17 protein-coding genes and 1 pseudogene are annotated in these 22,596 nt (G+C 69.6%); 6 read left to right on the top strand and 12 right to left on the bottom strand.

The genetic code is table 11. The features are described from left to right. The first annotated feature begins 72 nt into the window (after nt 1–72). Nucleotides 73–1,149, top strand: coding sequence for a hypothetical protein (locus HV824_RS13785; RefSeq protein WP_176423471.1), 1,077 nt, complete (start codon nt 73–75; stop codon nt 1,147–1,149). 11 nt (nt 1,150–1,160) lie between these two features. On the opposite strand, the gene HV824_RS13780 is transcribed toward HV824_RS13785, so the two are convergent. From HV824_RS13780 to HV824_RS13765, 4 genes are read right to left on the bottom strand one after another with little or no spacing between them, the layout of a single operon-like run. Further along, nucleotides 1,161–2,450: an Nramp family divalent metal transporter gene (locus HV824_RS13780; RefSeq protein ID WP_255208016.1), complete on the bottom strand. Its 1,290-nt coding sequence runs from the start codon at nt 2,448–2,450 to the stop codon at nt 1,161–1,163. A 36-nt stretch (nt 2,451–2,486) separates the two neighbouring features. Beyond that, entirely contained in the window at nt 2,487–3,530 is a 1,044-nt protein-coding gene (locus HV824_RS13775; protein ID WP_176423470.1) for an alpha/beta fold hydrolase, read from the bottom strand. After that, nucleotides 3,527–5,098 carry a GMC oxidoreductase gene (locus tag HV824_RS38215; protein ID WP_368670935.1) on the bottom strand — a complete coding sequence of 524 codons (1,572 nt, stop codon included), beginning with the start codon at nt 5,096–5,098 and terminating at the stop codon, nt 3,527–3,529. Before HV824_RS38215 ends, HV824_RS13775 begins: the two co-directional genes overlap by 4 nt. A 12-nt stretch (nt 5,099–5,110) precedes the next feature. After that, nucleotides 5,111–7,474, bottom strand: a complete 2,364-nt coding sequence (locus tag HV824_RS13765; RefSeq protein WP_176423469.1) for a GMC oxidoreductase — start codon at nt 7,472–7,474, stop codon at nt 5,111–5,113. Between the two features lie 532 nt (nt 7,475–8,006). Between HV824_RS13765 and HV824_RS13760 the strand changes: the two genes are divergently transcribed. Next, on the top strand, nt 8,007–8,348 hold the full coding sequence (locus HV824_RS13760) for a hypothetical protein (RefSeq protein ID WP_176417858.1): 342 nt from the start codon (nt 8,007–8,009) through the stop codon (nt 8,346–8,348). Between the two features lie 417 nt (nt 8,349–8,765). On the opposite strand, the gene HV824_RS13755 is transcribed toward HV824_RS13760, so the two are convergent. Continuing rightward, on the bottom strand, nt 8,766–10,241 hold the full coding sequence (locus tag HV824_RS13755) for an ELWxxDGT repeat protein (RefSeq protein ID WP_176423468.1): 1,476 nt from the start codon (nt 10,239–10,241) through the stop codon (nt 8,766–8,768). 301 nt (nt 10,242–10,542) lie between these two features. Here HV824_RS13755 and gspG point away from each other — a divergent pair, with 301 nt between their 5' ends. Beyond that, nucleotides 10,543–10,995: a type II secretion system major pseudopilin GspG gene (gspG, locus tag HV824_RS13750; protein WP_176423467.1), complete on the top strand. Its 453-nt coding sequence runs from the start codon at nt 10,543–10,545 to the stop codon at nt 10,993–10,995. 251 nt (nt 10,996–11,246) lie between these two features. Here the strand turns inward: gspG and HV824_RS38050 are convergent. From HV824_RS38050 to tesB, 4 genes and pseudogenes are all read right to left on the bottom strand, one after another. Next, nucleotides 11,247–11,625 (bottom strand): annotated as a pseudogene (locus HV824_RS38050) (hypothetical protein). A 40-nt stretch (nt 11,626–11,665) separates the two neighbouring features. Next, a complete protein-coding gene (locus HV824_RS13740) occupies nt 11,666–11,944 on the bottom strand; it encodes a hypothetical protein (protein WP_255208014.1) in 279 nt (92 codons plus the stop codon). Between the two features lie 116 nt (nt 11,945–12,060). Beyond that, a complete protein-coding gene (locus HV824_RS13735; RefSeq protein ID WP_368738057.1) occupies nt 12,061–13,437 on the bottom strand; it encodes a DUF1552 domain-containing protein in 1,377 nt (458 codons plus the stop codon). Between the two features lie 158 nt (nt 13,438–13,595). Continuing rightward, nucleotides 13,596–14,465 (bottom strand): acyl-CoA thioesterase II, encoded by an 870-nt coding sequence (tesB, locus tag HV824_RS13730; RefSeq protein WP_176423466.1) that lies wholly within the window; start codon nt 14,463–14,465, stop codon nt 13,596–13,598. 189 nt (nt 14,466–14,654) lie between these two features. Here tesB and HV824_RS13725 point away from each other — a divergent pair, with 189 nt between their 5' ends. Next, entirely contained in the window at nt 14,655–15,575 is a 921-nt protein-coding gene (locus HV824_RS13725) for a bile acid:sodium symporter family protein (protein WP_176417854.1), read from the top strand. Next, nucleotides 15,575–16,552 (top strand): hypothetical protein, encoded by a 978-nt coding sequence (locus HV824_RS13720; protein WP_176417853.1) that lies wholly within the window; start codon nt 15,575–15,577, stop codon nt 16,550–16,552. The genes HV824_RS13725 and HV824_RS13720 overlap by 1 nt, the downstream gene beginning before the upstream one ends. A gap of 82 nt (nt 16,553–16,634) precedes the next feature. Here the strand turns inward: HV824_RS13720 and HV824_RS13715 are convergent, their stop codons facing one another. The 3 genes from HV824_RS13715 to HV824_RS13705 form a co-directional block, all read right to left on the bottom strand. Continuing rightward, entirely contained in the window at nt 16,635–17,120 is a 486-nt protein-coding gene (locus tag HV824_RS13715) for a peptidylprolyl isomerase (protein ID WP_176417852.1), read from the bottom strand. 118 nt (nt 17,121–17,238) lie between these two features. Next, nucleotides 17,239–18,780 (bottom strand): ribonuclease H-like domain-containing protein, encoded by a 1,542-nt coding sequence (locus tag HV824_RS13710; RefSeq protein WP_176417851.1) that lies wholly within the window; start codon nt 18,778–18,780, stop codon nt 17,239–17,241. 15 nt (nt 18,781–18,795) lie between these two features. Continuing rightward, nucleotides 18,796–21,213 carry a DEAD/DEAH box helicase gene (locus HV824_RS13705; protein ID WP_255208013.1) on the bottom strand — a complete coding sequence of 806 codons (2,418 nt, stop codon included), beginning with the start codon at nt 21,211–21,213 and terminating at the stop codon, nt 18,796–18,798. 121 nt (nt 21,214–21,334) lie between these two features. On the opposite strand from HV824_RS13705, the gene HV824_RS13700 reads away from it, so the two are divergent. Continuing rightward, the gene (locus HV824_RS13700; protein ID WP_176423477.1) at nt 21,335–22,582 is read left to right on the top strand and encodes an SLC13 family permease; all 1,248 of its coding nucleotides are present in this window, start codon (nt 21,335–21,337) and stop codon (nt 22,580–22,582) included. Nucleotides 22,583–22,596 lie beyond the last annotated feature (14 nt).

Raw genomic sequence — 22,596 nt, 5'->3', positions numbered from 1 at the left:
CCCTGGGGGCCGCCCCTCTGCGACGGTAGCCGACGCGATGGCGCCCTGGCGCCGTTGGTGAGGGGGGACGATATGCCGTCGAGCGAGCGCGCCAATCTTCCGCGCTGGAAGGGGCAGCAAGGCTTCTTCGAGATCTGGTTCCTGTGTGTGCTCGACCCTGGGGGTGAGCGCGCCTGGTGGTTCCGCTACACGCTCTTCACGCCCGCGCCGGGAGCGCCCGGTGCGCCTCGCGCCATGCTATGGGCGGCGGCCTTCGACTGCGCCACCGCCACGCCCGCGCTGGGATTGAAGGCCATCCATCCCCTCACCCGCTTCTCCACCGAGGCGCCTGGCCGCTTCGGCATCCGGCTGGGCGACGCGGAGCTCGCGCCGGGCCGGAGCCATGGCCGCGTCGCTTCGGGAGGCCACTCCATCGAATGGGATTTGCGCTACACGCCGGAGACCGCGGAGGCGGTGCGCCGCGCTCCACGGTGCGCCGACCTGCTGCCACTGACGACGCACGTGGCCCATGCCCATGACGCCATCACCTTCACCGGCGCCGTCACGGTGGATGGGCACCGGTATGACGTCCAGGGAGCGCCGGGGCTGCAGAAGCACCTGTGGGGACACCGCCGACTGGAGGAGCTGACGTGGCTCTACGTGCCGCGCTTCCAGGAGGACCCGGAGGCCCGCCTGGAGGTGCTGTCCGTGCGCGCCCGCCAGCATCCGCTCAGTCCCAGGCTGTCGCCCATCTACCTGCGCACCGCGCAGCGGGAGCACCGGTTCCACGAAGCCCCGGACCTGCTGTTCACGCGCCTGCGGTCGCCTCAGCCGGGGGAGCTGTGCTTCCAGGCCCGCTCGGCCACGGTGGCGGTGAAGGGCCGCGCGTGGTGCGACCCCAAGACGCTGGTGGGCTACGTGTACCGGGACCCGACGGGCTGGGACGTCCATGTGGCCCAGAGCGACGTGGCCACCTGTGCGCTGGAGCGCTTCACGCGCCCCCATCCCTTCGCGGCGTGGAGACCGGACGGACGGCTCACCTCCACCGTGGGCGCCCTGGAGTTCCACGCGCCCAAGCCACTGGAGGGCGTGCGCTACATCGGCTGGGATGAGACGTCTGTCTCGGAGACACCGGGCGAGGCCCCGCCCGCGGTGGCCGAAGGCGCGTAGCGGCGCGAGTGTCAGGGCGCCATCAACTTGCGGAGCGCGTCCAGCGCTTCGCTCGCCCCCACGCCCAGGAACAGGAGCAGCGTGGCGATGAGCGCGGCGTTGACGAGCCAGCCGTTGCGCAGCGCCCCCACCCACGCGCGGCGGTTGTTCATCCACAGCAGCGTCGCGGCGAGCAGCGGCATGAACAACGCGCCCATCAACGCGTAGGCCAGCTGGGCGCGTTGCAGGGGCACCCACAGCAGCGGCAGGGGCACCACCGCCAGCGCCACGAGGTAGCCGCGCCACGCCCGGGTGCTTCGCAGCGGCGCCGCGCGCGCGGGCTCCTGGCGGTGGACGCGCAGGAAGTCCGCGAAGAGATACGGGATGCCCTCCCAGACGCCCAGCAGGCTGGAGAACACGGCGGCCCAGAAGCCCCACAGGAAGAGCCAGTAGCCGAACGGCCCGATGATGTCGCCCAGCCGCTGCGCCAGCAAGGTCGTCACCCGGAGGCCGCTCCCCTGGAGCTGCACGGTGGAGCCGATGATGACCATCGCGATGCCGAACAGCGCCGTCAGCGAGTAGCCCAAGGCGAGGTCGGCCTGACACGTCCGCAGCCACCCCGCGCCTTCACGGCCTCGCTCCCGAATCCAGTAGCCGTAGGAGAGCACCGTCACGGTGCCACCCACGCCGCCCAGCAGGCCCAGCACCCAGGCGGTGCCGCCTTCGGGCATCGTCGGAAGCACCAGCCCGCGCGCGGCGGCGCTCCAGTCCGGTCCCGAGGCCGCGGCCGTGAAGATCACCGTGACGAACATCAAACCGATGCACGCCGCCATCAGCCGCTCGAAGAAGCGGAAGCCCCCGGCCCACACCAACCCCAGGCCCACGATCGAATGCACCACGCCCCAGAGGCGCCGCGACGTGTCCGGATCGCTCGACAGGGGCCACAGCGCGTCGCCCGCGGCGCCGCAGGCGGAGATGAGGGCCCCGCCCGTGAAGAAGCTCCAGCCCAGCAGATAGAGGAAGAAGCCGTAGCGCAGCCACGCGCCGAACCGCGCCCAGCCCTCCAGCACCGTGGTGCCCGTGGCGAGCTGCCAGCGCGCGATGCCCTCGTTGAGGAAGCCCTTCAGCACCGCGCCGACGACGGCGGCCCAGAGGATGGCCATCCCCACCGCGGAGCCTCCCAGGCTCGCGGTGAGCAGGTCCCCTGCCCCCACGCCCGTGGCCGCGACGAGCATGCCGGGGCCGAAGCGGGCCATCCAACCCAGGCCGGCCGGCGGCGCACCGGCGGGCGACTGCGCCGTTGAAGGTGAGGAGGTGTCCATGGGGCGGGAACCGGGACGGTACCCCGCCTCATCCGCTCAGGCCATGGCCTCCAGCGCGCCGCGTATCACCGGATACGTATCCTGCGACGCAGTGCTTCCCATGAAGGTGTCCAGGTGGCCGTACCCCGCCAGGACCTTCCTCTGGTAGTACGACTCACCGTTCTCTTCGCGCAGCCACTCGTAGGTGAGCTCCGTGGACGCGGGCATGTACGTGCCATTCTGCTCTCCGGACACGAAGGTGATGGGACGCTTCAGGTGCTCGGCGCGCAGGTACGACGGCGGCCGCTCCCGGCCATAGCGCCGGAGGTTCTCCTCCCGGCCATGGTCGAAGCCCACCGCGTAGCCCGAGCGCGCCATCTGCGCCAGGTGACGGAACGTCAGCATGTTGCAGGGGCCGAACTGCTCGTCGAGCCGGTCATGCGTCTCCCGGTTCATGCGCGCGTGCCGGAAGAGCTGCCCGTACATGAACGTCAGCCGGCGGCAGACGGTGCTGTCGCATTCATGACGGAGCAGGTCCACGAAGGTGCCGAAGGCCGCCTGGAACAAGGGGCTGCTCGGGTCCTCGTCCGGCGTCAGGTAGTCGCGGGTGATGTCCAGCACGTCCGGCAGCCGCAGCATCGCCTTGAGCTGCGTCGCGGGCGGGACGATGTGGTGCAGCGCCACCTGCGAGGCGACCACGCTCTGGACGTCCGGCAGCAGCCCCGCCGCCATCGCCATGAAGAACGTCGCCGAGCCCGCGCAGTGCACCACCGCCTGCACGGTGTCCACGCCGGTGCGCTCGCGGACACGCCGGACGGCGGCGGGCATGTCGTGGCGGGCGGCGTCATCCAGCGTGAACTGCCGCAGCGGCAGCTCCACGCTGGCGCGCCAGTCCAGCAGCCAGGTGTCGTAGCCGTGGCGCACCAGGTGCTGCACGAAGTTCTCCTGCACCGTGGGCAGCATGAACATGCCGCTCCACACCCCCGCGCCATGGACGAGGAGGACGGGCCCCTTCGCGCCGCCCTGGTAACGCGTGAGCTGCAACGGAACGCCGTCGCCCGCGGGAAAGTCGTGCCTCTCGGCGGAAGGCAGCGTGTTCATGAAGCGCTCCTCGAATGAGATGAGAATCCGTGCACCACGGCCTCGGCGATGCGCTCGGCCACCGCGCTGATGGTCATCACCGGGTGGAAGCCGAGGGCTGTCGGGATGACGGAGCCGTCCGCCACGTGCAGCCCGGGATGGTGGAAGACCTCGCCCTCGGTGGACACCACGCCGCGCTCGGGAGCTTCCGCCAGATGCGCGCCGCCAAGCGAATGCACCGTGAAAGGCCGCTTGAAGAGCTGCCAGGTGACCAGCGGCGCGAAGGTGGCGCCGTACTGGGCCGCCAGGTCCCGCATCGCGTCCGTCATCCGCCGCACCAGCTCCGCGTTCTCCCCGGCGAAGTCCCACGACACGTCGAGCTGCCCGTCCTCCAGGTGCATCCGCCCGTTGGCGTTGTCCTGGCCGATGCCGAAGAGATTGGACGTGCGAGCCGCGTCCACGTCGTCGCGCAGAGGCCGGCTCAGCAGCCCCTTCTTGAGGGCCGCGTGGAGGGCGGGCCCCAGGCAGGTCCACAGCGGCGCGCCCAGTCCCTGGAGCCGCCCGAGGCTCGGCTGTCCCAGGCCCGCGAGGACCTCCGTGGCGGGCTGGTTGAACGTGGCCTTCACCAGCGTGAAGCGCGGCTGATGGTCGGTGAAGCGCATCACCGTGGACACGTCGGGGCCCACCCAGGGCTGGATGTCCTCGCGCGCGCCCTGCATCGACGCCAGGAAGTCCCCGTTGCCCGAATAGCCGTGGCCCAGCCGCCGGCTCACGCGCGGCAGCGTCCGCGCCACGTCCCGGCTGCGCAGCAATATCTCCACCGTGCCCAGCGTCCCCGCGGCCAGCACCACCCGCGAGCCCTCCACGGTGTGCCGCTCCCCCGACACCAGGTCCCGGCAGTGGACGCGGTACCCCTCCCGCACCGGCTCCACGTGGGAGACGAGCGTGCGCGCCAGGACCAGCGCCCCCAGCGCCTCCGCCCGCGCCAGGTACGTCAGGTCCATGGTGTTCTTCGCGCCGTGCTGGCAGCCGAACTCGCACTCGGCGCAGAGCTGGCACACGCGCCGGCCCGGCCCCGGCGGCTCCGAGAAGGCCACGGCCACGGGCGGGTCGAACGTCTCGCGCCCCATGCCCCGGGCCGCGCGCTGGAAGAGGTCCCGCTTGCGCAGCGGAATCGAGGGTGGCACCGGGTTCAGCCGCAGCTCCCGCGCCACCTTGTCGAAGTAGGGCTCCAGCGAGTCCCGGCGGTACGCCTGGGGCCAGCGCGGGTCCTCGAACACCTCGGCGTCCGGCCGCACGTGGACGTTGGCGTAGATGAGCGAGCCGCCGCCGACGCCGCTGGCCGTCACCGTGCCAATGCCGGACAGGAAGCGCACGTCGAAGAGGCCCTGCGCCTTGCGCCGCTCGGCATGGCGCCAGAGCACCTCGTCCGTGCGCGTCACGTCCCGGGGAAAGCCGCCGGGCCGGTAGCGTTTGCCGCGCTCCAGGACCAACACCGACTTGCCCGCCTGGGCCAGGCGCAGCGCGCTGATGGAGCCTCCGAAGCCGGAGCCCACGACGACCACGTCGTACCGCGTTGCCTTCGCCACGATGCGCCTCTCCTATTCCAGCTTGGTTCGCGCGAAGACGTCCCAGAGGTTGCCCATGAACATGCTTCCAAAACGCTTCAGGGCCCGGGCCTTCGCCAGCGGTGACGTCGTCCCCAGCACGGCGAAGGTCGTGAGCTGCTGCAGGAAGTCCGGCATGCCCAGGCGGATGATGCCGCTGGCCACCGCGGGCGCGTGCTGGTCGCTGCCCCGGCGGATGACGGTGTAGAGCGTGGACGTGTCCGACCACATGTCGAAGCCGTCGTCGTCCCGGACGTGCTTGTAGCCGTCCAGCAGGTACGGCTGGCCGTCCGTGCCGGTGAAGGGCAGCAAGTAGAGCATCCGCCGCTCGTAGTAGCTGTCCGTGTCCACGAAGAGGTTGAAGACGCCGTGGTCCACCTTCGCGCCGCCAGGTGGCGTGAGGCCGTGGACGTGGACGGTGCCCTGCGCGATGCCCGAGTGGGCCTTCTCCGCGAGGAAGCGGTCGAGGTTGGGCAAGGTGATGGTGAGGACGAACTCGGCCACCCTGCCCTCTGACTTGCCTTCCTCCTCGGCGCCCGCGTAGTCCGTGTCCGGCAGGTGGCCGGGGTTGATGAAGCCGCGCATCCGTTCGGTGAAGCGCAGCCCCACCACGGGCGTTGGCGACAACACCGTTCCTCCCTCGGGAATCACCACGCTCCGCATCGGGTCCTCCCTTGGCACCACCGGCGTGGGTGCCACGCTCGCGCTCATCCGCATTGACGCGCGGAAGGGCTCCGCAGCCGCCTTGCCCGAGGCCGTCCCGGCGCGCTCGGGGGCGGTCCAGGTGGGGTTCCCCAGCACCTGGCGGATGGCGGCCTCGACGTTGCGCTCCGCCACCGCGGCGATGGTGGACGACGGATTCACCCCGGTGCTCGCCGGCAGCGCGGCGCCATCCAGCACGTACAGGCCGGGGTGGCCGTGCACCTCACCGTCCGGGGTCAGGACGCCGTAGGCGGGCTCCTCCGCCATGGTGCAGCCGCCCAGGTTGTGGACGGACACGGGGATGTGCAGCCGATCCCACAGGGGGTTGAAGACGGCGCGCGCCCCGAGCGCCCGAGCGATGTCCTGGCAGAGCTGCTCCTGCGTCCGGTACAGCGGCAGGTTGGAGGGCACGTCCCAGCGCACCTCCATGTCCCGAGTCAGTGGCCGCAGCGCGAGCCGCCCGTTGGAGCGGTCCCTCCCCATGGCCAGGAACACGGCCTGGAAGCGCTCGCGCTCCTTGCCCATGACGGTTTCAGGGCGGGCGCGCCGGCGCAGGGCGCGGACCAGCTCCTTCTGGAGCAGGTCCGCGGGGACACGGAGGTCCCGGCCCATGTCGATGACTTGAAGCAGCCCCGCCGCCTGCCCGGGGTGCCCGCCCTCCTGGAAGAGGAACCACGTCTTGTCCGCGCCCTGCCCCTGGTCCACCACCAGGCTGGTGGTGATGGTGGGTCCTTCGGAGGGTTCCCACACCTCGCGCGTCTCGAAGGCGAAGGCCAGGAAGTCGCCGTTGGCCGAATAGCGGCACCCCAGCCGGTCGCTGAGGCGCGGGAGCGTGCCCCACTGGTCGCGGCAGCGCAGCAGCAGCTCCGTGGTGTTCACCGTGCCGGCGCACAGGAACACGCGGCGGGCCTCCACGGTGCGCTCGGCGCCGCCCGCGGCGTGGTCCGTATAGGTGACGCGATAGCTCGCCGGAGACAGCGGCTCGATGCGCGTGGCCTCCGCCTGGGTGGTCATCTCCGCGCCCTGCTGTTCGGCGACGGCCAGGTAGTTGAGGTCCAGCGTGTTCTTCGCGCGGACGTTGCAGCCGATGTCACACTCGCCGCAGTAGTTGCAGCCCTCCTGGGCGACGCCGAACTTGTTGGGCAGCGGCTCCCCAGCGGGGGCGAAGCGCACGGCGAGGTCTGGGTAGAAGAACTGCTGCTCGCGGCCGAGCTTGCGCGCGACGTCCCGCATCCGCTTCGCCTTGGTGGGCAGGCCACGCGCGGACGCGGTGATGGGCTGGAGGTCCAGCATGTACGCGACCAGGTCGTAGTACGGGTCCAACGCGGCGCGGCTGTAGCCCTCCGGCCAGTCGGTGTCGAAGGTCTCCGCGGGCGGGCGCAGGTGGACGTTGGCGTAGATGAGCGAGCCGCCGCCGTAGCCCGCGGCCTGGACGATGCTCATCCCCGGCAGCAGCTTCACGTCGAAGAGGCCCTGATTGTACCGCCAGAGCCAGCCGTTGAGCGGGTTGCTCCAGTCGCGGGGAAAGCTCCCCTTCGGGTAGCGCAGGCCCCGCTCCAGCACGCGCACCGTCAGGCCGGCCTGCGCCAGCCGGCATGCCGCCACCGCTCCCCCAAAGCCGGTGCCAATGACCAGCGCGTCGTACGTCGGCGCCATGTTCCCCCTCGTCGCGACCCGTCCCCAGGGCAGGTTTCAACTGCCAACCTATTAACGCACGAGGGTCTGATCCTTCGACCTCCACACTTCGAGGCGGGCCAACCCCTTGAAATCAAATGCGGGATGTAAGCGGATGGAGCTCCATGCACGCCTGACAGCGGAGGAAGTGGTCGGGATGGAGCGCTTCCCAGCACCAGAAGGTGGGCAAAAGGCGATCCGTTGGTTGTCCGCAAACGGCGATGAGACGCTCCCCCTGGACTGCATGCGCGCGCGGCGTCCCTACTCGAACGGGGAAATCGCCCATCGAGTCGTCGTGGCATGTCACCTCACGAGAGTCGATGAGCTCAAACGCGCTCATGAGCGAAGACTGTTTATCCATCCGCGCATGTTGCCAAAGTCAGGACCAATCGTCCCTTCGCGCTTCGCATGGACCGCGCCACGATTGTCCCGGGAGAGACGGTGCGCGTTGCGCCCCGACGGCAGTCCAGGTCCGCAGGAGTGCCCGGAAGAATCAAAGAAGGCGATTCGCTACATGGGGCTGCGCGTTGGGGACAGCGTGTTGGTGGATCTCGACGCGAACCAGACCGAGAGCCGACGTGTCACGCTGTATGACGGCCCCATTGAGAGTGTCGCGAGGGAGGAGTTCGGCCCGTTTGGTGCGACGAGCCGCCTGTACGGGCAGGTCTGGACGACCGGCCCCCAGGTCGTCATCCGGTACTACGAGGCGCAGTCGCCGAACGGAGAAAAAGTTCCCATCTGCGCGGTGGCCCGGCTCGGCTATGACCAGATGAGGAAGCTGCCCGAGTCCAAGCCCGGAACCGCGATCCTCGACGGCTCTGTCGCAGCCGCGTTCATCGTCGATGCGTTCCGATGACTCGGACCACGCGGCCATCTCAGGGGGCCCCTCGCGGCGGGGGGACCGGAGTCACTCCCGTAGCTCGCTGTTCGGAAATGTCGGGGGTTTTGGCGCCACAAAAGTCCCGACATTTCCGAACAGCGATCCACCGGGCTGCGCGCCCGACCCACAGGAATGAAACGCCGTAGCCTGCTCGTGGCGTAGGCACAGAGGTTGGCGCGTCATGGGTGCAGGTGAGCCCGTCGAACAGTTGGGCCCGGAGCCTGGTGCGCCCCCGAATCCATGCTCACGGCCGCCCACCACCTGCCGCGCCAGGACCTTCCCTACAAGGACCTGGGCGCCGACTCCTTCGAGCGCTCCAGCAAGGCGCAGCGCGCCACAAGCGGCGACTACGCCCAACAGCCACCGGCTGCTCGCTTCATCCGCACGCCGCTATCAGTGGGCGTGGTGCGGATCGCACTCCCCCTTCGGACGGAACGGCAAGGCCCACAGCTCGCGTCCGGTCTCTCCGTCATCCGCCGAGAAGAACACGTCCCAGCCCGAGCGCACGAAGTCGCGCGGCGACGAAGACGCACTCCCATGTGCCAGACCCCGCAGCGCCTTCGTGCCCGAACGGGTGCCATCGCTCACCCAGGGCTCGTGCCCATGCACCCCATCGCTCGCGGAGAAGAACAACGTGCCTTCGATGGCGGTCAGCGCTTCGGGATCCGATGAGCCGCCACCGGGCGACAGGTCCTTGAAGAGCGCGGTCCCCGAACCGCTGCCGTTGCTCACCCAGAGCTCACGCCCCTTCCCCGCCCCATCATTCGCGGCGAAGAAGACTCGCGAGCCTAGAACCGCCAGGGCGCTGGGCGAGGAGCCCGTGGGCCCAGGCCAGATGTCCTTCACCCGCTTCGTGCCTGACGTCGAGCCGTTGCTGCTCCAGAGCTCCTCGCCCTCTGGCTCTCCGGCTCCGGCGCTGAAGACGACGCGCTTGCCCAGTGCGACCAGGTCGTGTGGATACTCTCCGAAGAAGTACCGCAGCTGGCGCGTGTTGGAGGCGGCCCCATCCGTCTTCCACAAGCTGGCCTCGCCCTCGTCGTTGTCCACGAGGAAGTAGAGGCGCGACTTCACTGCCAGGAGATCGAAGATGACGTTGTCCCCCACCCGCGTGAGGACGGGAATGACACCTGGCGCTCCGGTGCTACGCCAGAGATGAATCTCATCGCGCCGGGGGCCCCGCTGGGCCGCGACGAAGTAGAAGGCCTCGTTGCCCACGCGAACAAAGCTTCGCGGGGATGAGCTATTGGGGCCCGCCTCGATGTCCTCGACGAGATAGGTCCCCGCGTCCGTTCCGTCACTGCGCCACAGCTCGCGTCCATGCACGCCGTCGTTCGCGCCGAAGTACAGGACCCCCTCGAACTCAACCAGCAGGGGCTCGTTCCTCCTGATGAGGAGGTTCGGACGGAAGAGCCCATCCTCCGTCCCCGGGTAGATGTCCTTCACCAGGTACGTACCGGCCGACGTCCCGTCGGTCACCCAGAGCTCGTAGCCGTGGACGCCGTCATCGGCGGCGAAGAACAGCCGGTTCCCCACCCGCGTCAGATTCGAGATCTCCGACCCCACGAGCCCTGGGTGAATGTCCTTCACCAAGGACGTGCCGCTTCCACCCGTTCCGCTGCTTCGCCACAGCTCACGTCCGTGAGTCCCGTCATCCGCGGTGAAGTAGAGGGCTCGGTCGCCGTGCACCAGGTCCTCCGGCGCTGACCCCTCTGCGCCGGGGTGAATGTCCGCCAATCGAACGGCAGTCTTCCCACACAGCTCCCACTCCTGACTCAGGGCGGACCCGTGATTCGTGAAGTCGGCCTCGTCGACTTCGGTGCCACAACCCGCGGTGCCCAGGAGAATGAGCAGTGGAAGATGGGGCTTCATGACGGCCTCCGTACCTGGCGCGGTTCATCCGCGCCGATGCGGGAGGGTGAGAGTCACGCGCACCCGCATCTACCCGCGCAGAGGTGGCACTCAGCCGTTGGGAAGCGACAGTCGCTCACGCGGCACTGGCACTCCAGTCAGGCACGGCGACTGCACTGGCAAACGTCCGCGCCTGGAATCGAAGCCCTGCGCCAGGCGCACGCAGCCCGAGGCATGTGCAACGCCCCAGCTCCAGACGACATGGCGACACGTCGGGCCCGCGCGCGCCGGACACAACGTCACACGAGGTCAGAACCCAAAGATGAATCCAACCCAGCAGAAGCTACACGCGCGGCGGCGTCACGTTCGCGGATTCACGCTGATTGAAATCATGGTCGTCATCACCATCCTCGGCCTCATCGCCGCGGCGGTGGGCGTCTCCGTGATGTCGAACCTGGAGGAGGCCAAGCAGAAGACCGCCGCCCTGGACATCAAGGCGTTGGAGACGGGGCTCAAGCTCCACTACATGAAGACAGGCAGCTTCCCAGAGACACAGGCTGGCCTGGATGAGCTCCTTCAGGCGCGCTCGTTGGAGCGCCTGCCCAGCGACCCGTGGAACCGCGACTACGTGTACACGAATGAGGGCGGCCGCCCTGTCATCCTGTCGTATGGCGCGGATGGTGTCCCAGGGGGTGAAGGCAGCGACGCGGACATCTCCTCCCAGTTGGAGTCACCGTCCTCGAGCGCGGCCCGCCGCCCCAAGAAGCTCCGTTAGCCCGTCACGCGGGCGATGGCCGCGCCCAGGCCCTGCTCCACGACGTTCCGGTAGGGCCCCTCGGGCAGGTCTCGTAGTCGTCAGTGGCCACATCCCACGCCCGCTGGAAGCATGCCCGTGCCTCCTCCGGACGGCGGGCGGCTTCCTCCTGCATGCCCTGAGCGCGCAGCTTCACAACGGGGTTCTCCAGGTCCATGCCCTGCATGATGCCCGGAGCGCCTCCCCTCACGAAGCCCGCCGCGCCTGACGCTTCAGCGGCCCGCCGCCACCCGCGCGAAGTGGTGCGCCAGACGGTGCAGGACCTCCGTGTTGTCGGCCTCCGCGGCCTTCAGCTTGGGCAACTGCGCCTTCAGCTCCTGGAGGTTCTTCCCGCGCCGCTGGAGGCTGTCCGCCTCCAGGTCAATCCACCGCCCCAGCTCGCTCGCGGTCAGGCTCCTGCCGCAAGAAGGGGTGCTGCTCGGATTCGTAGACGGCCATACGGCCGCCCATGACGACCAGCAGCTCCGCGTCCACGTCCTCCCGGCGCAAGGCGCGGAAGCGGTTCACCAGCGCGAAGCCCGCCTCCTGCAACACCGGCCCCAGCAGGCCGGGCTCTTCGTGCTCCTCGTGCTGGAACACCACCGCGCGCATCGTCGTCACCTCCCGAGCCGCGGGCGCCCTGCCCGCGGGCTCAATCGTATGCGCACGACGTGCAGATGTTGAGGCAGGTCCCCACCTGCTCTCCGGAGTCCTTCACACACTCCTGGTTGCGGGCGCAGTTCACGTCGCTCGTACAGCCGGGCACACACTCGCTGAACGTGGCGTCCGCGCAGTACTGCCCCGGCTGGCAGGGGTCGTCACCCATGAACTCTCCGCACTCGGTGTACCCCTTCTGAAGGGGCGCCATGACACAGGCGCCGGTACCCAGGGAGAGCACGGCGAGGACGGCGGGCCAGAGACGGGTACGCATCGAAAGACCTTTCGGGAGCAAGCGGAGGATGCCCGCCTGCTCCCGACGTCCGTCCGGGCGCCGTATTCACGGCCCGTGCGTCGTTCTACTCCGCGGCCGGCACCGGGCAGCGCCCCTCACGCCAGTCCGGCCAGCGGTCCCTGTGCCAGGGGTCCGAAGGTGCCTCGTGGAATCTCGAAGGCCTGGAGGATGGAGAGCAGCACGTCCCCACACCGCTTGCCCTGCGCCCGCATGTGCCGGCCCGGCCGGATGGCACCGCCCGCGCGCCCCGCGAGCAGCACCGGCATGTCGTAGTGGTTGTGCCAGTCGCTGTGCGAGATGTCGCTCGAGTAGAAGACCGCCACGTTGTCGAGCAGCGTGCCCTCCCCCTCCGGCACCGCCTTCAGCCGCTGCACCAGGTGCGCGAAGCGGCCCACCTGCCACCGGTCGATCTCCACCTTCGCCGCCAGCTTCACCGGGTCATTGCCGTGGTGGGAGGCATCGCCGTGGTGGGAGAAGGCCCGGCCGTTGACGGTGAACATCATCGGGCTGACACACATGCCGAGCATCAGCGTGGCGACGCGGGTGGCGTCACACTCGAAGGACTTCACGATGAGGTCGCACATCAGGTTGGCGTAGGCCGTGCCATCCATGGGGATGCCCACCAGCCGCGCCCCCGGGGCGCCCTGCTCCGCCTTCTGGATGGCGACTTCGATTTCGCGGATGCCCGTGAGGTACTCGTCCAGTCGGAGCTTGTCCGCCTGACCCAGCCTGGCCTGAAGCGCCTTCGCCTGGCCCGTCATCCGGTCGAGCACGCTGCGCCGGTACATCCAGAGGCGCCGCTCCGCGTCCGTGGGGCCTTCGGCCTGGAGCGCCCCGAAGAGCCGGTCAAAGATGACGCGAGGGCTGTAGACGTTGGGCAGCCGCTGGCCGCGGGAGAACGTCGCCATGCAGTGATCCTCGCCACTGCAATGGTCCTGCGTGTCGTCATACGACGACGGCTTCGGGTCGATGAAGCCATCCCCGTTCGCGTCACGGTACCCCGGGTTGTCGTAGCCGTTGTTCTCCACGCTGAGCGTGAGCGCCGGCACGCGCACCTGCGCCGACGTGGCGCGCGCGATGACCTGGTCGACGGAGTCCGTGTTGCCCGCGACGATGCGCTCGGACGCGGTGAGCATCATCCAGAAGCCGCCCTCGTGCGTGCGCTCGTAGTAGTCCCATGCGCCCAGCCGCAGGCCGCTCAGCACCAGGACGTCATCCTTCACCGGCGCCAGCGGCGACAGCGTGGGCGGCAGCGCGTAGCTCGCGCCTTCAGTGGTCGGAAACCATTGGTCCGGGACGACGCCCGCGGAGTGGAACATGCCCACGAAGCGCAGCGGCGGCTTCGCACCGGACGCGTGCGCCCGTGCCAGGGAGGGCGCCATGGCCTCCAGCCAGGGCAAGGCGAGCGCCGCTCCCGTGGCCCCCCGCAGCAGACTGCGTCGCGACAGCTCCCAGGGTTTCGATTTCGGCACGGGGGATCCTTGTTGTCTGAGCCACGGGCTTGCTGAGCAACGAGGGTGCCACGACACCGCGTCGTCAGGAGTTCCGGGGAATTGCAACCTTCGTGGATTCCCGAGGGCACGACAAGGGGCTGGCCCCCCACCCGGGTGTGGGGTGTCGTCCTCGCTGCTCAGGCCTTGGGCTTGCGGATGCGCAGCAGCCCTTCCTGGGCCACCGAGGCAACCAGCCGGCCGTCACGCGTGTAGACGCTGCCGCGCGACAGGCCGCGCGCGTTGCCCGCCCACGGACTGTCCATGGCGTACAGCAGCCAGTCGCTCACCTTCAGGTCACCGTGGAACCACAGGGCATGATCCAGGCTGGCGCCCAAGATGCGGGGCTGGAAGAAGCTGGCCGCGTGGGGCAGGAGCGCGGTGCTGATGAGGTTGAAGTCGGACGCGTAGGCCAGCACATACCGGTGCACCTGCGGATCCTCCGGCAGGTCGCCGTTGGCGCGGAACCACACGTGCTTGATGGGCGCCTTCGCCTCCGGATTGAACGGATCCACCGGCGCCACGGGCCGGATCTCAATCGGCCGCTCCCCCAGGAACTTCTCCCTCAGGGCCTCCGGGATGCGGGCGGACAGGCGGCTCAGCAGCTCCTGCTCCGTGGCCAGCTCCTCCGGGCCCGGCACCTCCGGCATGGGCGCATGGTGGGCAAAGCCCTCTTCGTCCCCGTGGAAGGAGGCGATCATCGTCAGGATGGGCTCGCCCTTCTGCACGGCCACGACGCGGCGCGTAGTGATGCTGCCGCCGTCCCGCACCCGGTCCACCGTGTAGACGACCGGAAGCGTCGCGTCGCCCGGGCGCAGGAAGTAGCCGTGCAGGGAGTGGACATGGCGGTCGGCGGGCACCGTCTGGCTGCCCGCGGACAGCGCCTGGCCCAGGACCTGGCCGCCGAAGAGCTGGCGGAACCCCAGGTCCTGGCTCCGGCCACGAAACAGGTTTTCCTCGATTTTCTCCAGCTTGAGGAGCGACAACAGCTCGTCCAGGACTCGGCTCATGGCCCCTGTCCTAATCGACCCGGGGGTCGGTGTCTCGGGTAACGAGGCCCTGGCCGCGGTGCATCAATGACATACGGCGTCATGGGTTGCCTCCGCTTTTCGCGACCTTTGAGAGCGGAGGATCTTGAAGCGCCATGCCCTCCTGCGCGACGCTGATGCTCAACGCTGGACACTCCATCCGGGGGGCGAATGCAGGCGAATGTATTCACGGCGGTGCTGATGCCGCTGGCGCTGGCTGTCATCATGCTCGGGCTAGGCCTGACGCTGACGCTGGCGGACTTCAAGCGGGTCATTGTCTATCCGCGCGCCATCCTGGTGGGCCTTGGCTGCCAGATGTTGGTGTTGCCGGTGGCCTGCCTGCTCATTGCCCACGCCTTCCGTCTGCCGCCGGAGCTGGCGGTGGGGCTGATGCTGCTGGCCGCGTCCCCGGGCGGCGCGACGGCCAACCTCTTCAGCCACCTGGCCCGCGGAGACGTGGCGCTCAACATCACGCTGACGGCGGTGAACAGCGCGCTGTCGCTCGTCACGCTGCCGCTCATCATCAACCTGTCGCTGGCGCACTTCATGGACGAAGGCCGCGCGGTCCCCATGCAGTTCGCGAAGATTGTCCAGGTGGTGTTCATCGTCCTGGGGCCGGTGAGCCTGGGCATGTTCATCCGCTCGCGCAGCGCGGCCGTGGCGCAGCGCATGGACAAGCCCATTCGCATCCTGTCCACCGTCTTCCTCGTCGCCGTGATTGGGGCGTCCGTGTACACGGAGCGCGCAAATGCGCTCAGCTTCTTCCGCCAGGTGGGCCCGGCGGCGCTGGCCTTCAACGTGGTGAGCCTCGCGGTGGGCTACTTCGTGCCCGTCATCCTGCGCCTGCCCCGGCGGCAAGCGGTTGCCATTGGCATGGAGATTGGCATTCACAACGGAATGCTTGCGATTGCCATCGCGCTCAGCCCTACGCTGCTGGCGAACTCGACCATGGCCATTCCCCCGGCCATCTACAGCCTCATCATGTACTTCACCGCGGCGGCCTTCGGCTTCTATGTCAGCCGGCGCTACGCGGATGAGCCGTCCCCCGCTGTACACCGCCCCCCCACGTCACTCCCCGAGAAGGTGTCTTGATGACGCTGCGTCGACCGCTGTCCGTGCTCTCCCTGTCACTCTGCCTGGGATTCTCCGCGCCAGCCGCCGCCGAAGAGCCCGAAGCCGCTGCCCTGCCCTCGACTCCGCAGACAGCGCCCAAGCCCACGGACGCGCCCACGGCCCCCACGCTGCCGCCGTTGGGGCCCGACACTCGCCTGTACTTCGCCAACATCAACTTCCTGCGTTGGAACCCGCTGGGCATGGAGACCCAGAACCGGATCATCCTCCAGAAGCGGATGTTCGACGGCGAGTCCATGTTGACGCGCGACAACTTCGTCAACGGCGCGTTCGCCATCAAGGCCAACCCGGCCTCGGTGAAGATTGGCCCCGTCTTCGAGATTCAGCCGCTGGCCATCTTCAACCTGCGGGCGACCTATGAGTACGTCCGGTACTTCGGCACGTTCGGGTTCCTCCAGTCGTACACCAACCCGATGCTGGACTTCTCCGACGACGCGCGCGGCTTGACGCAGGATGACGCGTACAGCACCTCCGGGCACCACTACATGCTGGAGCCCACGCTCCAGGCGCGCTTCGGCTCCTTCGTGGTGCGGAGCAAGGCGTCCATCGAGTACTGGAACGTGGCGCTGCGCGAGGGCAACGGTGCGTCCTTCTACGACGCGCTGCTGGACACGCTCATCCCCGGCCGGGGATGGGTGTTCACCAACGACACCGACCTGATGATGCTGACGACGCCGCAGCTCACGCTGGGGGCTCGCTTCAGCGGTGTGTGGCCGCGCTACCAGGATGGCTCGGGCGGAGCGCAGAACGTGGACAACAGCCACACGCGCATCGGCCCCATTGTGGCCTACTCGTTGAACACGCGCGAGGGCTCGTCGTTCAACCGGCCGACGATCCTCTTGAACTTCGCGTGGTACCTGAACCACCCGAACCGTGGCGGCGCCCTGCCCTACATGATGGGCGCCTTCGCCTTCACGTCCGACTTCCTGGGCGGCTAGGCGGGACACTTCCGCCGGGCGCCCCTTCTTGGGGACGCCCGGCGTTGAAGCAGGGGTGAGCCCGCGAAGGCGCCCGCCCGGCTCAGTGCGCTTCGTCGTGGGGGCCGTGGGCGTGGCCGTGCTCCAGCTCCTCGGCCGTCGCGGCGCGGACGTCCCGCACGGTGACCTCGAAGTGCAGCGTCTTGCCGGCCAGCGGGTGGTTGAAGTCCACCATCACGGAGTCGGCCTTCACTTCCTTGATGAAGAAGTCCACCTCGTCCCCGTCCGGGTCGGTGGCGCTGAGCACGCCGCCCGCCACCAGCTCCAGGCCCTCCGGGAACTCCGTCTTCGGAACTTCCTCGACGCCCTCCGCGTCGTAGTCGCCGTAGCCCTCGTCGGGGCCCACCGTCACCTGGAGGGTGTCGCCACGCGCCTTGCCCTCGAGCGCCTTCTCCAGGCCCGGCACGATCTCCTCGTGCCCCTGCAGATAGACGAGCGGCTCCCCCGGCTCGCTCTCGTCCACGGCCTTGCCGTCGCCGAGATGGAGGCGGAAATCGATGGAGACGACGCTGTCCTTGGTAATTTTCATGAGGCCCTCATAGCGCACGGCCGTGACGCGTGCCTCAATGATGTGCCTGTCTGACAATGGGGCGAGCGTCCCGCCCCAACCGACTGTCCGATTCCAGCGGTGCGGAAGCCCTGGATGCTCAGGTCCCCGAGCGAGGGCTCCCCATTCCCAGGTCCAGTGAGGCCGCCCGAGTGCTCCGGGCCAGGCGTGTCTCCAGGCGAAGGAGTCGGCGGTGGTGGTCCACGGGCAGCTCCGCCGCCGAGGCCAGCTTCGCGTGGTGCAGCGCCCGCGCGAGGTCCTTGAGGCCGTGCTCGTACAGCTTGGTGAGCTGGAGGTGCAGCGTCGCGGCCTGGAAGCCCTGGGCCGTCTTCAGGGCCTGGTGCAGGTGCGCCGCCGCCGTCACGGCGTCACCCGCCTTGCGTGACAGCCGCGAGGCCAGGGCCAGGGCTTCAATGCCCACCGCGCCAGCGTCCCCCGCCGCCGCGGCACGGGCGAAGGCCTGGGCGCGCTCGTAGTCGCGAGCCCGGAGCGCCACGCCCGCGAAGCCGAGCAGATCCCGAGGGTCCGCGTCCCGGGGCACGGAGGCGCCTGGGCCGCCCGCCCGGAAGCGGCGGACCAGTTCGCCCAGCAGGGCCGCCAGGAGGAGGAGGTCGTTGACGTTGTGCTCCAGCACGGGCGTCAGCGCCGAGCCATCCCCGCCGCGCAGGTAGCGGAAGTACAGGTCGGGAATCAGCGAGCCGTCCACGTCGTCGACGCGCCGGAAGCCGAGGACCTGGTCTTCCAGGTGGACCAGCCGCGTGCCGGCGCCCCGGTGCTTGAAGACGCGGCGGGCGCAGTGGAGCAGGTCCAGGTGGGGCAGCTCCGCCGGCGCGGGGACGCGGTTGAGGACGAAGCGCGTGCGCAGGAGCGGCCAGTCGAAGCTCTTGCCGTTGAAGGTGACGAGGCAGGAGGACTCGGCCATGCGCTCGGCGAGCGAGCGCAGCATGGGGGCCTCTTCTCCCAGGCGTCGCAGGAAGAGCTGGTGCACCTTGAGCGAGCGGCCCTCGAACCACGCCAGCCCGACGAGGAACGGCACGGTGCCAGTCCCTCCGGCGAGCCCGGTGGTCTCCGTGTCCAGGAAGAGCATCCGCTGGAAGTCCACGCCCGCCAGGTCCGCGTGCAGCGCGAGGCTGGCGACCAGGGAGCCCTCCACGTCCAGCGCCGCGGCGAGGGGCGCCGAGCCGTGGTGGTGCTCCGGGGCGAGGATGCGCTCGGAGACGTGGACCGTGCCGTGGGCCGTGGCGCGGGACTCCACGGGCAGTGGGCCCGGCGGCGCCCGCGGTGGCGTGCCCCGTCGCGCGGCGGCCACGCCCTGGCGCTCCGACCAGTCCGACAGCATCCGCCGCAGGCTGTCGATGCGGGGATCTCTCGGGGCGGATGGAGGTGAGGGCTGCTCGGCGGGCGCGTCGGGCACGCCCGCCTTGGCACCGGGCATGGACGACTCATCCATGCGCCGGGCCTGAACCAGCTTCGCCAGTTGCGCGGCGAGCGCGTCGGGCACGCCCAGCTCCGCCCCAGTCGCGGGCCTGGCCTCCGCGCGCGCGGCGGGCTCGGCCTGTGGCTCCGCCACGGGGGGCTTCGGGGGTGACTTGCCCCCGGGGCCCACGCTCGTCAGGCGCGCCAGCTTCCGCTTGAGGTCCATGGCCGCGCCTCCCGGTTACTGCATCCCCGCGATGCCCAGCGCCGACAGCACTTCGAGCGTCAGTCGCTTGCGTGGATGCGGGTCCACGGGCGCCTGTCCCGGCATCGCACCCGCCGCGGGGCCGATGCACGCCGGACAGCCATCCTCACACGTGCACGACTCCAGCAGCCGGCGCGCACGGCTCAGCAGCTCATCCCGCTGGTCATACAGCCGCGCCGCCAGCCCCACGCCGCCGGGCACGTTGTCGTACAGGAACACCGTCGGGTCGAAGCCCACGCCCCCGTCCTTGCGCGGCGGTCCCTCCGCGTCATCCCGGCTTCCAAGCGTCTTGCCGATATCCCGAGGGTCAATCATCAACCCCACGCACGCCACCGTGCGCAGCGCCGTCGTCAGTCCACGAAGCGCATCGATGACCGCCGGTCGCGGCGCCCGCATGGCACGCACCACCGTCTCCGGCACCGTCAGCCACAGCGCCGTGGTGTGCATCTGCATCTCCGGCAGCGCCACGTCGCCGTAACCGACGTTCTCATGCGTGTGGTACTTGATCTTCTTGTACCCCACGACCTTCTCGATGACGCTCACCTCTCCCATGCCCGCCTGAAGGTCCGGGCCCATGGGCGCGGCCTGGTCCTCCTGGATGACGTGCACGCGCACGTAGGTCATCGCGTCGGTGAAGTAGTCCGGCGCCACCTTCCGCACGAAGGCCTTGTGGTTCTCGTAGTCGAAGCGCTCGACCTGATACTGTTCGGCCTCGTGTTGGTAGATGGCCTGCTCGTGCAGCATCGTGTGCGCCGAACGGAAGTCCATCTCCGCCAGCGTCCGGTCCGTGCCCTTCTCGATGATGACCACGTTGTCCCAGCCCACGCTGCGCAGTGACACGTGGTTGGCCGGATACGCATCCGTGGACCAATGGAACACGCGCCGGCCCGCCTCGCCCACGGTGGGGTGCACCACCTCATGCTGCGCGAGGAACCCGAGCGCCTCCGTGGTGGACTCCGGCGGCACGTCCCCGAAGGGCTCCCCCTCCTCGAACGGCAGCTCGAAGGACGCGCACTTGAGGTGCTGGACCAGGATCTCCACATTGTCCGGGTCGATGCGCGCGTGCTCCACCGGAGAGCCCACGAGGAAGCGCGGGTCGCCGGCGAGGTACTGATCCAGCGGCGCGCTCGACGTCACCAGCAGCGCCAGGCTCCCCTCACCGCGCCGCCCTGCCCGGCCGAACCGCTGCATCAGCGCCGCCACCGAACCCGGGTAGCCCGCGCACACCACCGCGTCCAGCGAGCCGATGTCGATGCCCAGCTCCAGCGCGTTGGTGGCCACCACGCAGCGCACCTCGCCCGCGCGCAGCGCCGCCTCCGTGGCGCGCCGCGTGCCCGGCAGGTACCCGCCGCGGTAGCCCTGGATGAGGGACGGATCCAGCTTCTCTTCCACGAAGCGGTCGCGGAGGTACTTGAGCATCACCTCGATGTTGTTGCGCGACTGCCCGAAGAGCAGCGTGGACACGCCCGCGCGCACCAGGTCCGCCGTCAGCCGCACCGCCGTCTTGAGGTAGCTGGCCCGGATGCCCAGCTCCGCGTTCACCACGGGCGGGTTGAACACCATGACGCGCCGCTCGCCGGAAGGCGCCCCGCTCTCCGACACCAGCGTCACGTCCCGCCCGAGCATCCGCCGCGCGTGGGCCTCTGGATTGCCAATGGTGGCCGACGCCGCGACGAACACCGGGTCCGCGCCGTGGAAGCGCGCCACGCGCTGGAGCCTGCGCAGCACGTTGGCCAGGTGTGAGCCGAAGACGCCCCGGTACGTGTGCAGCTCGTCGATGACGACGTAGCGCAGGTTGGAGAACAGGCGCGCCCAGCTCGCGTGATGCGGGAGGATGCCCGTGTGCAGCATGTCCGGGTTGGTGAGCAGCACGCCGCTGCGCTCCCGCGCGGCCCGGCGCGCATCCCCGGGTGTGTCACCGTCGAAGGTGATGGCGCCGTGGGACAGGCCCGCCTCGCGCATCAGCGCGCGCAGGGACTCTTCCTGGTCTCTGGACAGGGCCTTGGTGGGGAACAGGTACAGCGCGCGCGCCTGGGGCTCCCGCGCGAAGCGGTCCAGCAGCGGCAGGTTGTAACAGAGGCTCTTGCCGGAGGCGGTGGGCGTGGCGATGACCAGGCTCTGTCCCGCCCGGGCCAGCCGGTACGCCTCCGCCTGATGCGAGAAGAGCTGCTGGATGCCCCGCTTCTCCAGCGCCTCGCGCACCTGGGGCGCCACGTCCGCCGGAATGGGCGCGAAGACGCCGGCGCGCGCGGGGGTGGCCTCATCCAGGACGAAGCAGGAGCGGAGCTGCCGGTCCGCCCGCCACCCGTCCAGCACGGAGTCCAGCCCGCGAGGCGCGTTCCACGGCGTGCGACGGGCCCCTCCGAAAGCGCCCGGTTCCTTCTCTGGCTTCATGGGCCGGGCACTGTACAGACGTATACCGAGGCAAACAACGCGGGAGCGCGCCTCATTGGTTTGACCTCCAGCTAAAACGCGCGGAGGCGGACGCGTGGGCGCTCCACTAGTGTGCCGCGCCGTGGCCCTCGCCATCTTCCTGTTCACCTACGTCTTCATCGCCGGTGCGCGGCTTCCGTACCTGCGGCTGGACCGCCCCGGGGGCGCGCTGCTGGGCGCCGTGCTGATGGTCGTCGCCGGCGTCGTCACGCCCGCCGAGGTCTTCAACCACAGCGCCGACGCGAACCAACACGCCATCGACGCGGACACCATCGTCCTCCTGCTGGGGATGATGTTGCTGGCCGCGTACATGTCCCAGGCCGCCTTCTTCCGCACCGCGGGCGCGTGGGCCGTGCGCAAGGCCCATACGCCCCGGCGGCTGCTGCTCGCCGTGACGTTCATCTCGGCGGTGATGTCCGCGGTCCTGGTGAATGACACCGTGTGTTTGATGCTCACGCCGCTGGTGCTGGCCACCGTGGACGACGCGCGCCTGCCGCCCGCCCCGTACCTGCTCGCGGTGTGCATGGGCAGCAACAGCGGCTCGGTGGCGACCTTCACCGGCAACCCGCAGAACATGCTCATCCAGGGTGCGTCCGGGCTGTCCTACGCCAGCTTCGCCGCGTACATGGCCCTGCCCGCCCTGCTCTCCACGGCGGTGGTCGCCGCCGGGCTCCTGTACCTCTTCCGGCACGACCTGCCGACGAGGCGCTTCGAGCCCAAGCCGCCGCCGCCCCCCGTGGACCAGGGGCTCATGGTGCTCACGCTGGTGGTGCTGGCCGGGGTCGTCGTGGCCTTCTTCGCCGGCCTGCCCATGAGCTGGAGCGCCCTGGCCGGAGCGGCCCTGGTCATGGCCCTGTCCCGGCGCGAGCCACGCGAGGCGCTGGAGCGCGTGGACTGGGTGCTGCTGCTCTTCTTCGCCAGCCTGTTCGTCGTCGTCTACGGCGTGAACAAGCACGGCTGGGCCGAGGAGATCCGCGTCCTGTTCGGGCCCCTCATGGCGGGCCCGCCCCTGCGGGAGACGCTGGGCTTCGCGGGGCTGACGCTGGTGGCGTCCAACCTGTTCAGCAACGTGCCCTTCGTCATGCTGGCGCGGACGTGGGTGCCCGCGCTGCACGACGTGGAGCTGGGCTGGCACGTGCTCGCGCTCGGCTCCACGCTGGCGGGCAACCTCACGCTGGTGGGCAGCGTGGCCAACCTCATCGTGTTCGAGGCCGCGCGCGGCAAGGTCAACATGACCTTCCTCCGCTTCCTCCGCGTGGGCCTCCCGGTGACGCTCGTCAGCTTCTTCGTGGGGTTGACGGTGCTCCTGGTGGAGCACGCGCTGTTCTGAAGAAGGCCGGGTGA

Source organism: Myxococcus sp. AM009 (genome assembly GCF_013372605.1).
In the GTDB taxonomy this organism is placed as follows: Bacteria; Myxococcota; Myxococcia; order Myxococcales; family Myxococcaceae; genus Myxococcus; species Myxococcus vastator.
The sequence above is the reverse complement of the archived record's forward strand: the minus strand, read 5'-3'. Positions and strand labels throughout refer to the sequence as shown.

Bases quoted from the DNA above. Each gene is read 5' to 3' on its own strand.
- HV824_RS13785 (WP_176423471.1), top strand. From the start codon at position 73: ATGCCGTCGAGCGAGCGCGCCAATCTTCCGCGCTGGAAGGGGCAGCAA.
- HV824_RS13780 (WP_255208016.1), bottom strand. From the start codon at position 2,450: ATGGACACCTCCTCACCTTCAACGGCGCAGTCGCCCGCCGGTGCGCCG.
- HV824_RS13775 (WP_176423470.1), bottom strand. From the start codon at position 3,530: ATGAACACGCTGCCTTCCGCCGAGAGGCACGACTTTCCCGCGGGCGAC.
- HV824_RS13765 (WP_176423469.1), bottom strand. From the start codon at position 7,474: ATGGCGCCGACGTACGACGCGCTGGTCATTGGCACCGGCTTTGGGGGA.
- HV824_RS13760 (WP_176417858.1), top strand. From the start codon at position 8,007: ATGGGGCTGCGCGTTGGGGACAGCGTGTTGGTGGATCTCGACGCGAAC.
- HV824_RS13755 (WP_176423468.1), bottom strand. From the start codon at position 10,241: ATGAAGCCCCATCTTCCACTGCTCATTCTCCTGGGCACCGCGGGTTGT.
- gspG (WP_176423467.1), top strand. From the start codon at position 10,543: ATGAATCCAACCCAGCAGAAGCTACACGCGCGGCGGCGTCACGTTCGC.
- HV824_RS13740 (WP_255208014.1), bottom strand. From the start codon at position 11,944: ATGCGTACCCGTCTCTGGCCCGCCGTCCTCGCCGTGCTCTCCCTGGGT.
- tesB (WP_176423466.1), bottom strand. From the start codon at position 14,465: ATGAGCCGAGTCCTGGACGAGCTGTTGTCGCTCCTCAAGCTGGAGAAA.
- HV824_RS13725 (WP_176417854.1), top strand. From the start codon at position 14,655: ATGCAGGCGAATGTATTCACGGCGGTGCTGATGCCGCTGGCGCTGGCT.
- HV824_RS13720 (WP_176417853.1), top strand. From the start codon at position 15,575: ATGACGCTGCGTCGACCGCTGTCCGTGCTCTCCCTGTCACTCTGCCTG.
- HV824_RS13715 (WP_176417852.1), bottom strand. From the start codon at position 17,120: ATGAAAATTACCAAGGACAGCGTCGTCTCCATCGATTTCCGCCTCCAT.
- HV824_RS13710 (WP_176417851.1), bottom strand. From the start codon at position 18,780: ATGGACCTCAAGCGGAAGCTGGCGCGCCTGACGAGCGTGGGCCCCGGG.
- HV824_RS13705 (WP_255208013.1), bottom strand. From the start codon at position 21,213: ATGAAGCCAGAGAAGGAACCGGGCGCTTTCGGAGGGGCCCGTCGCACG.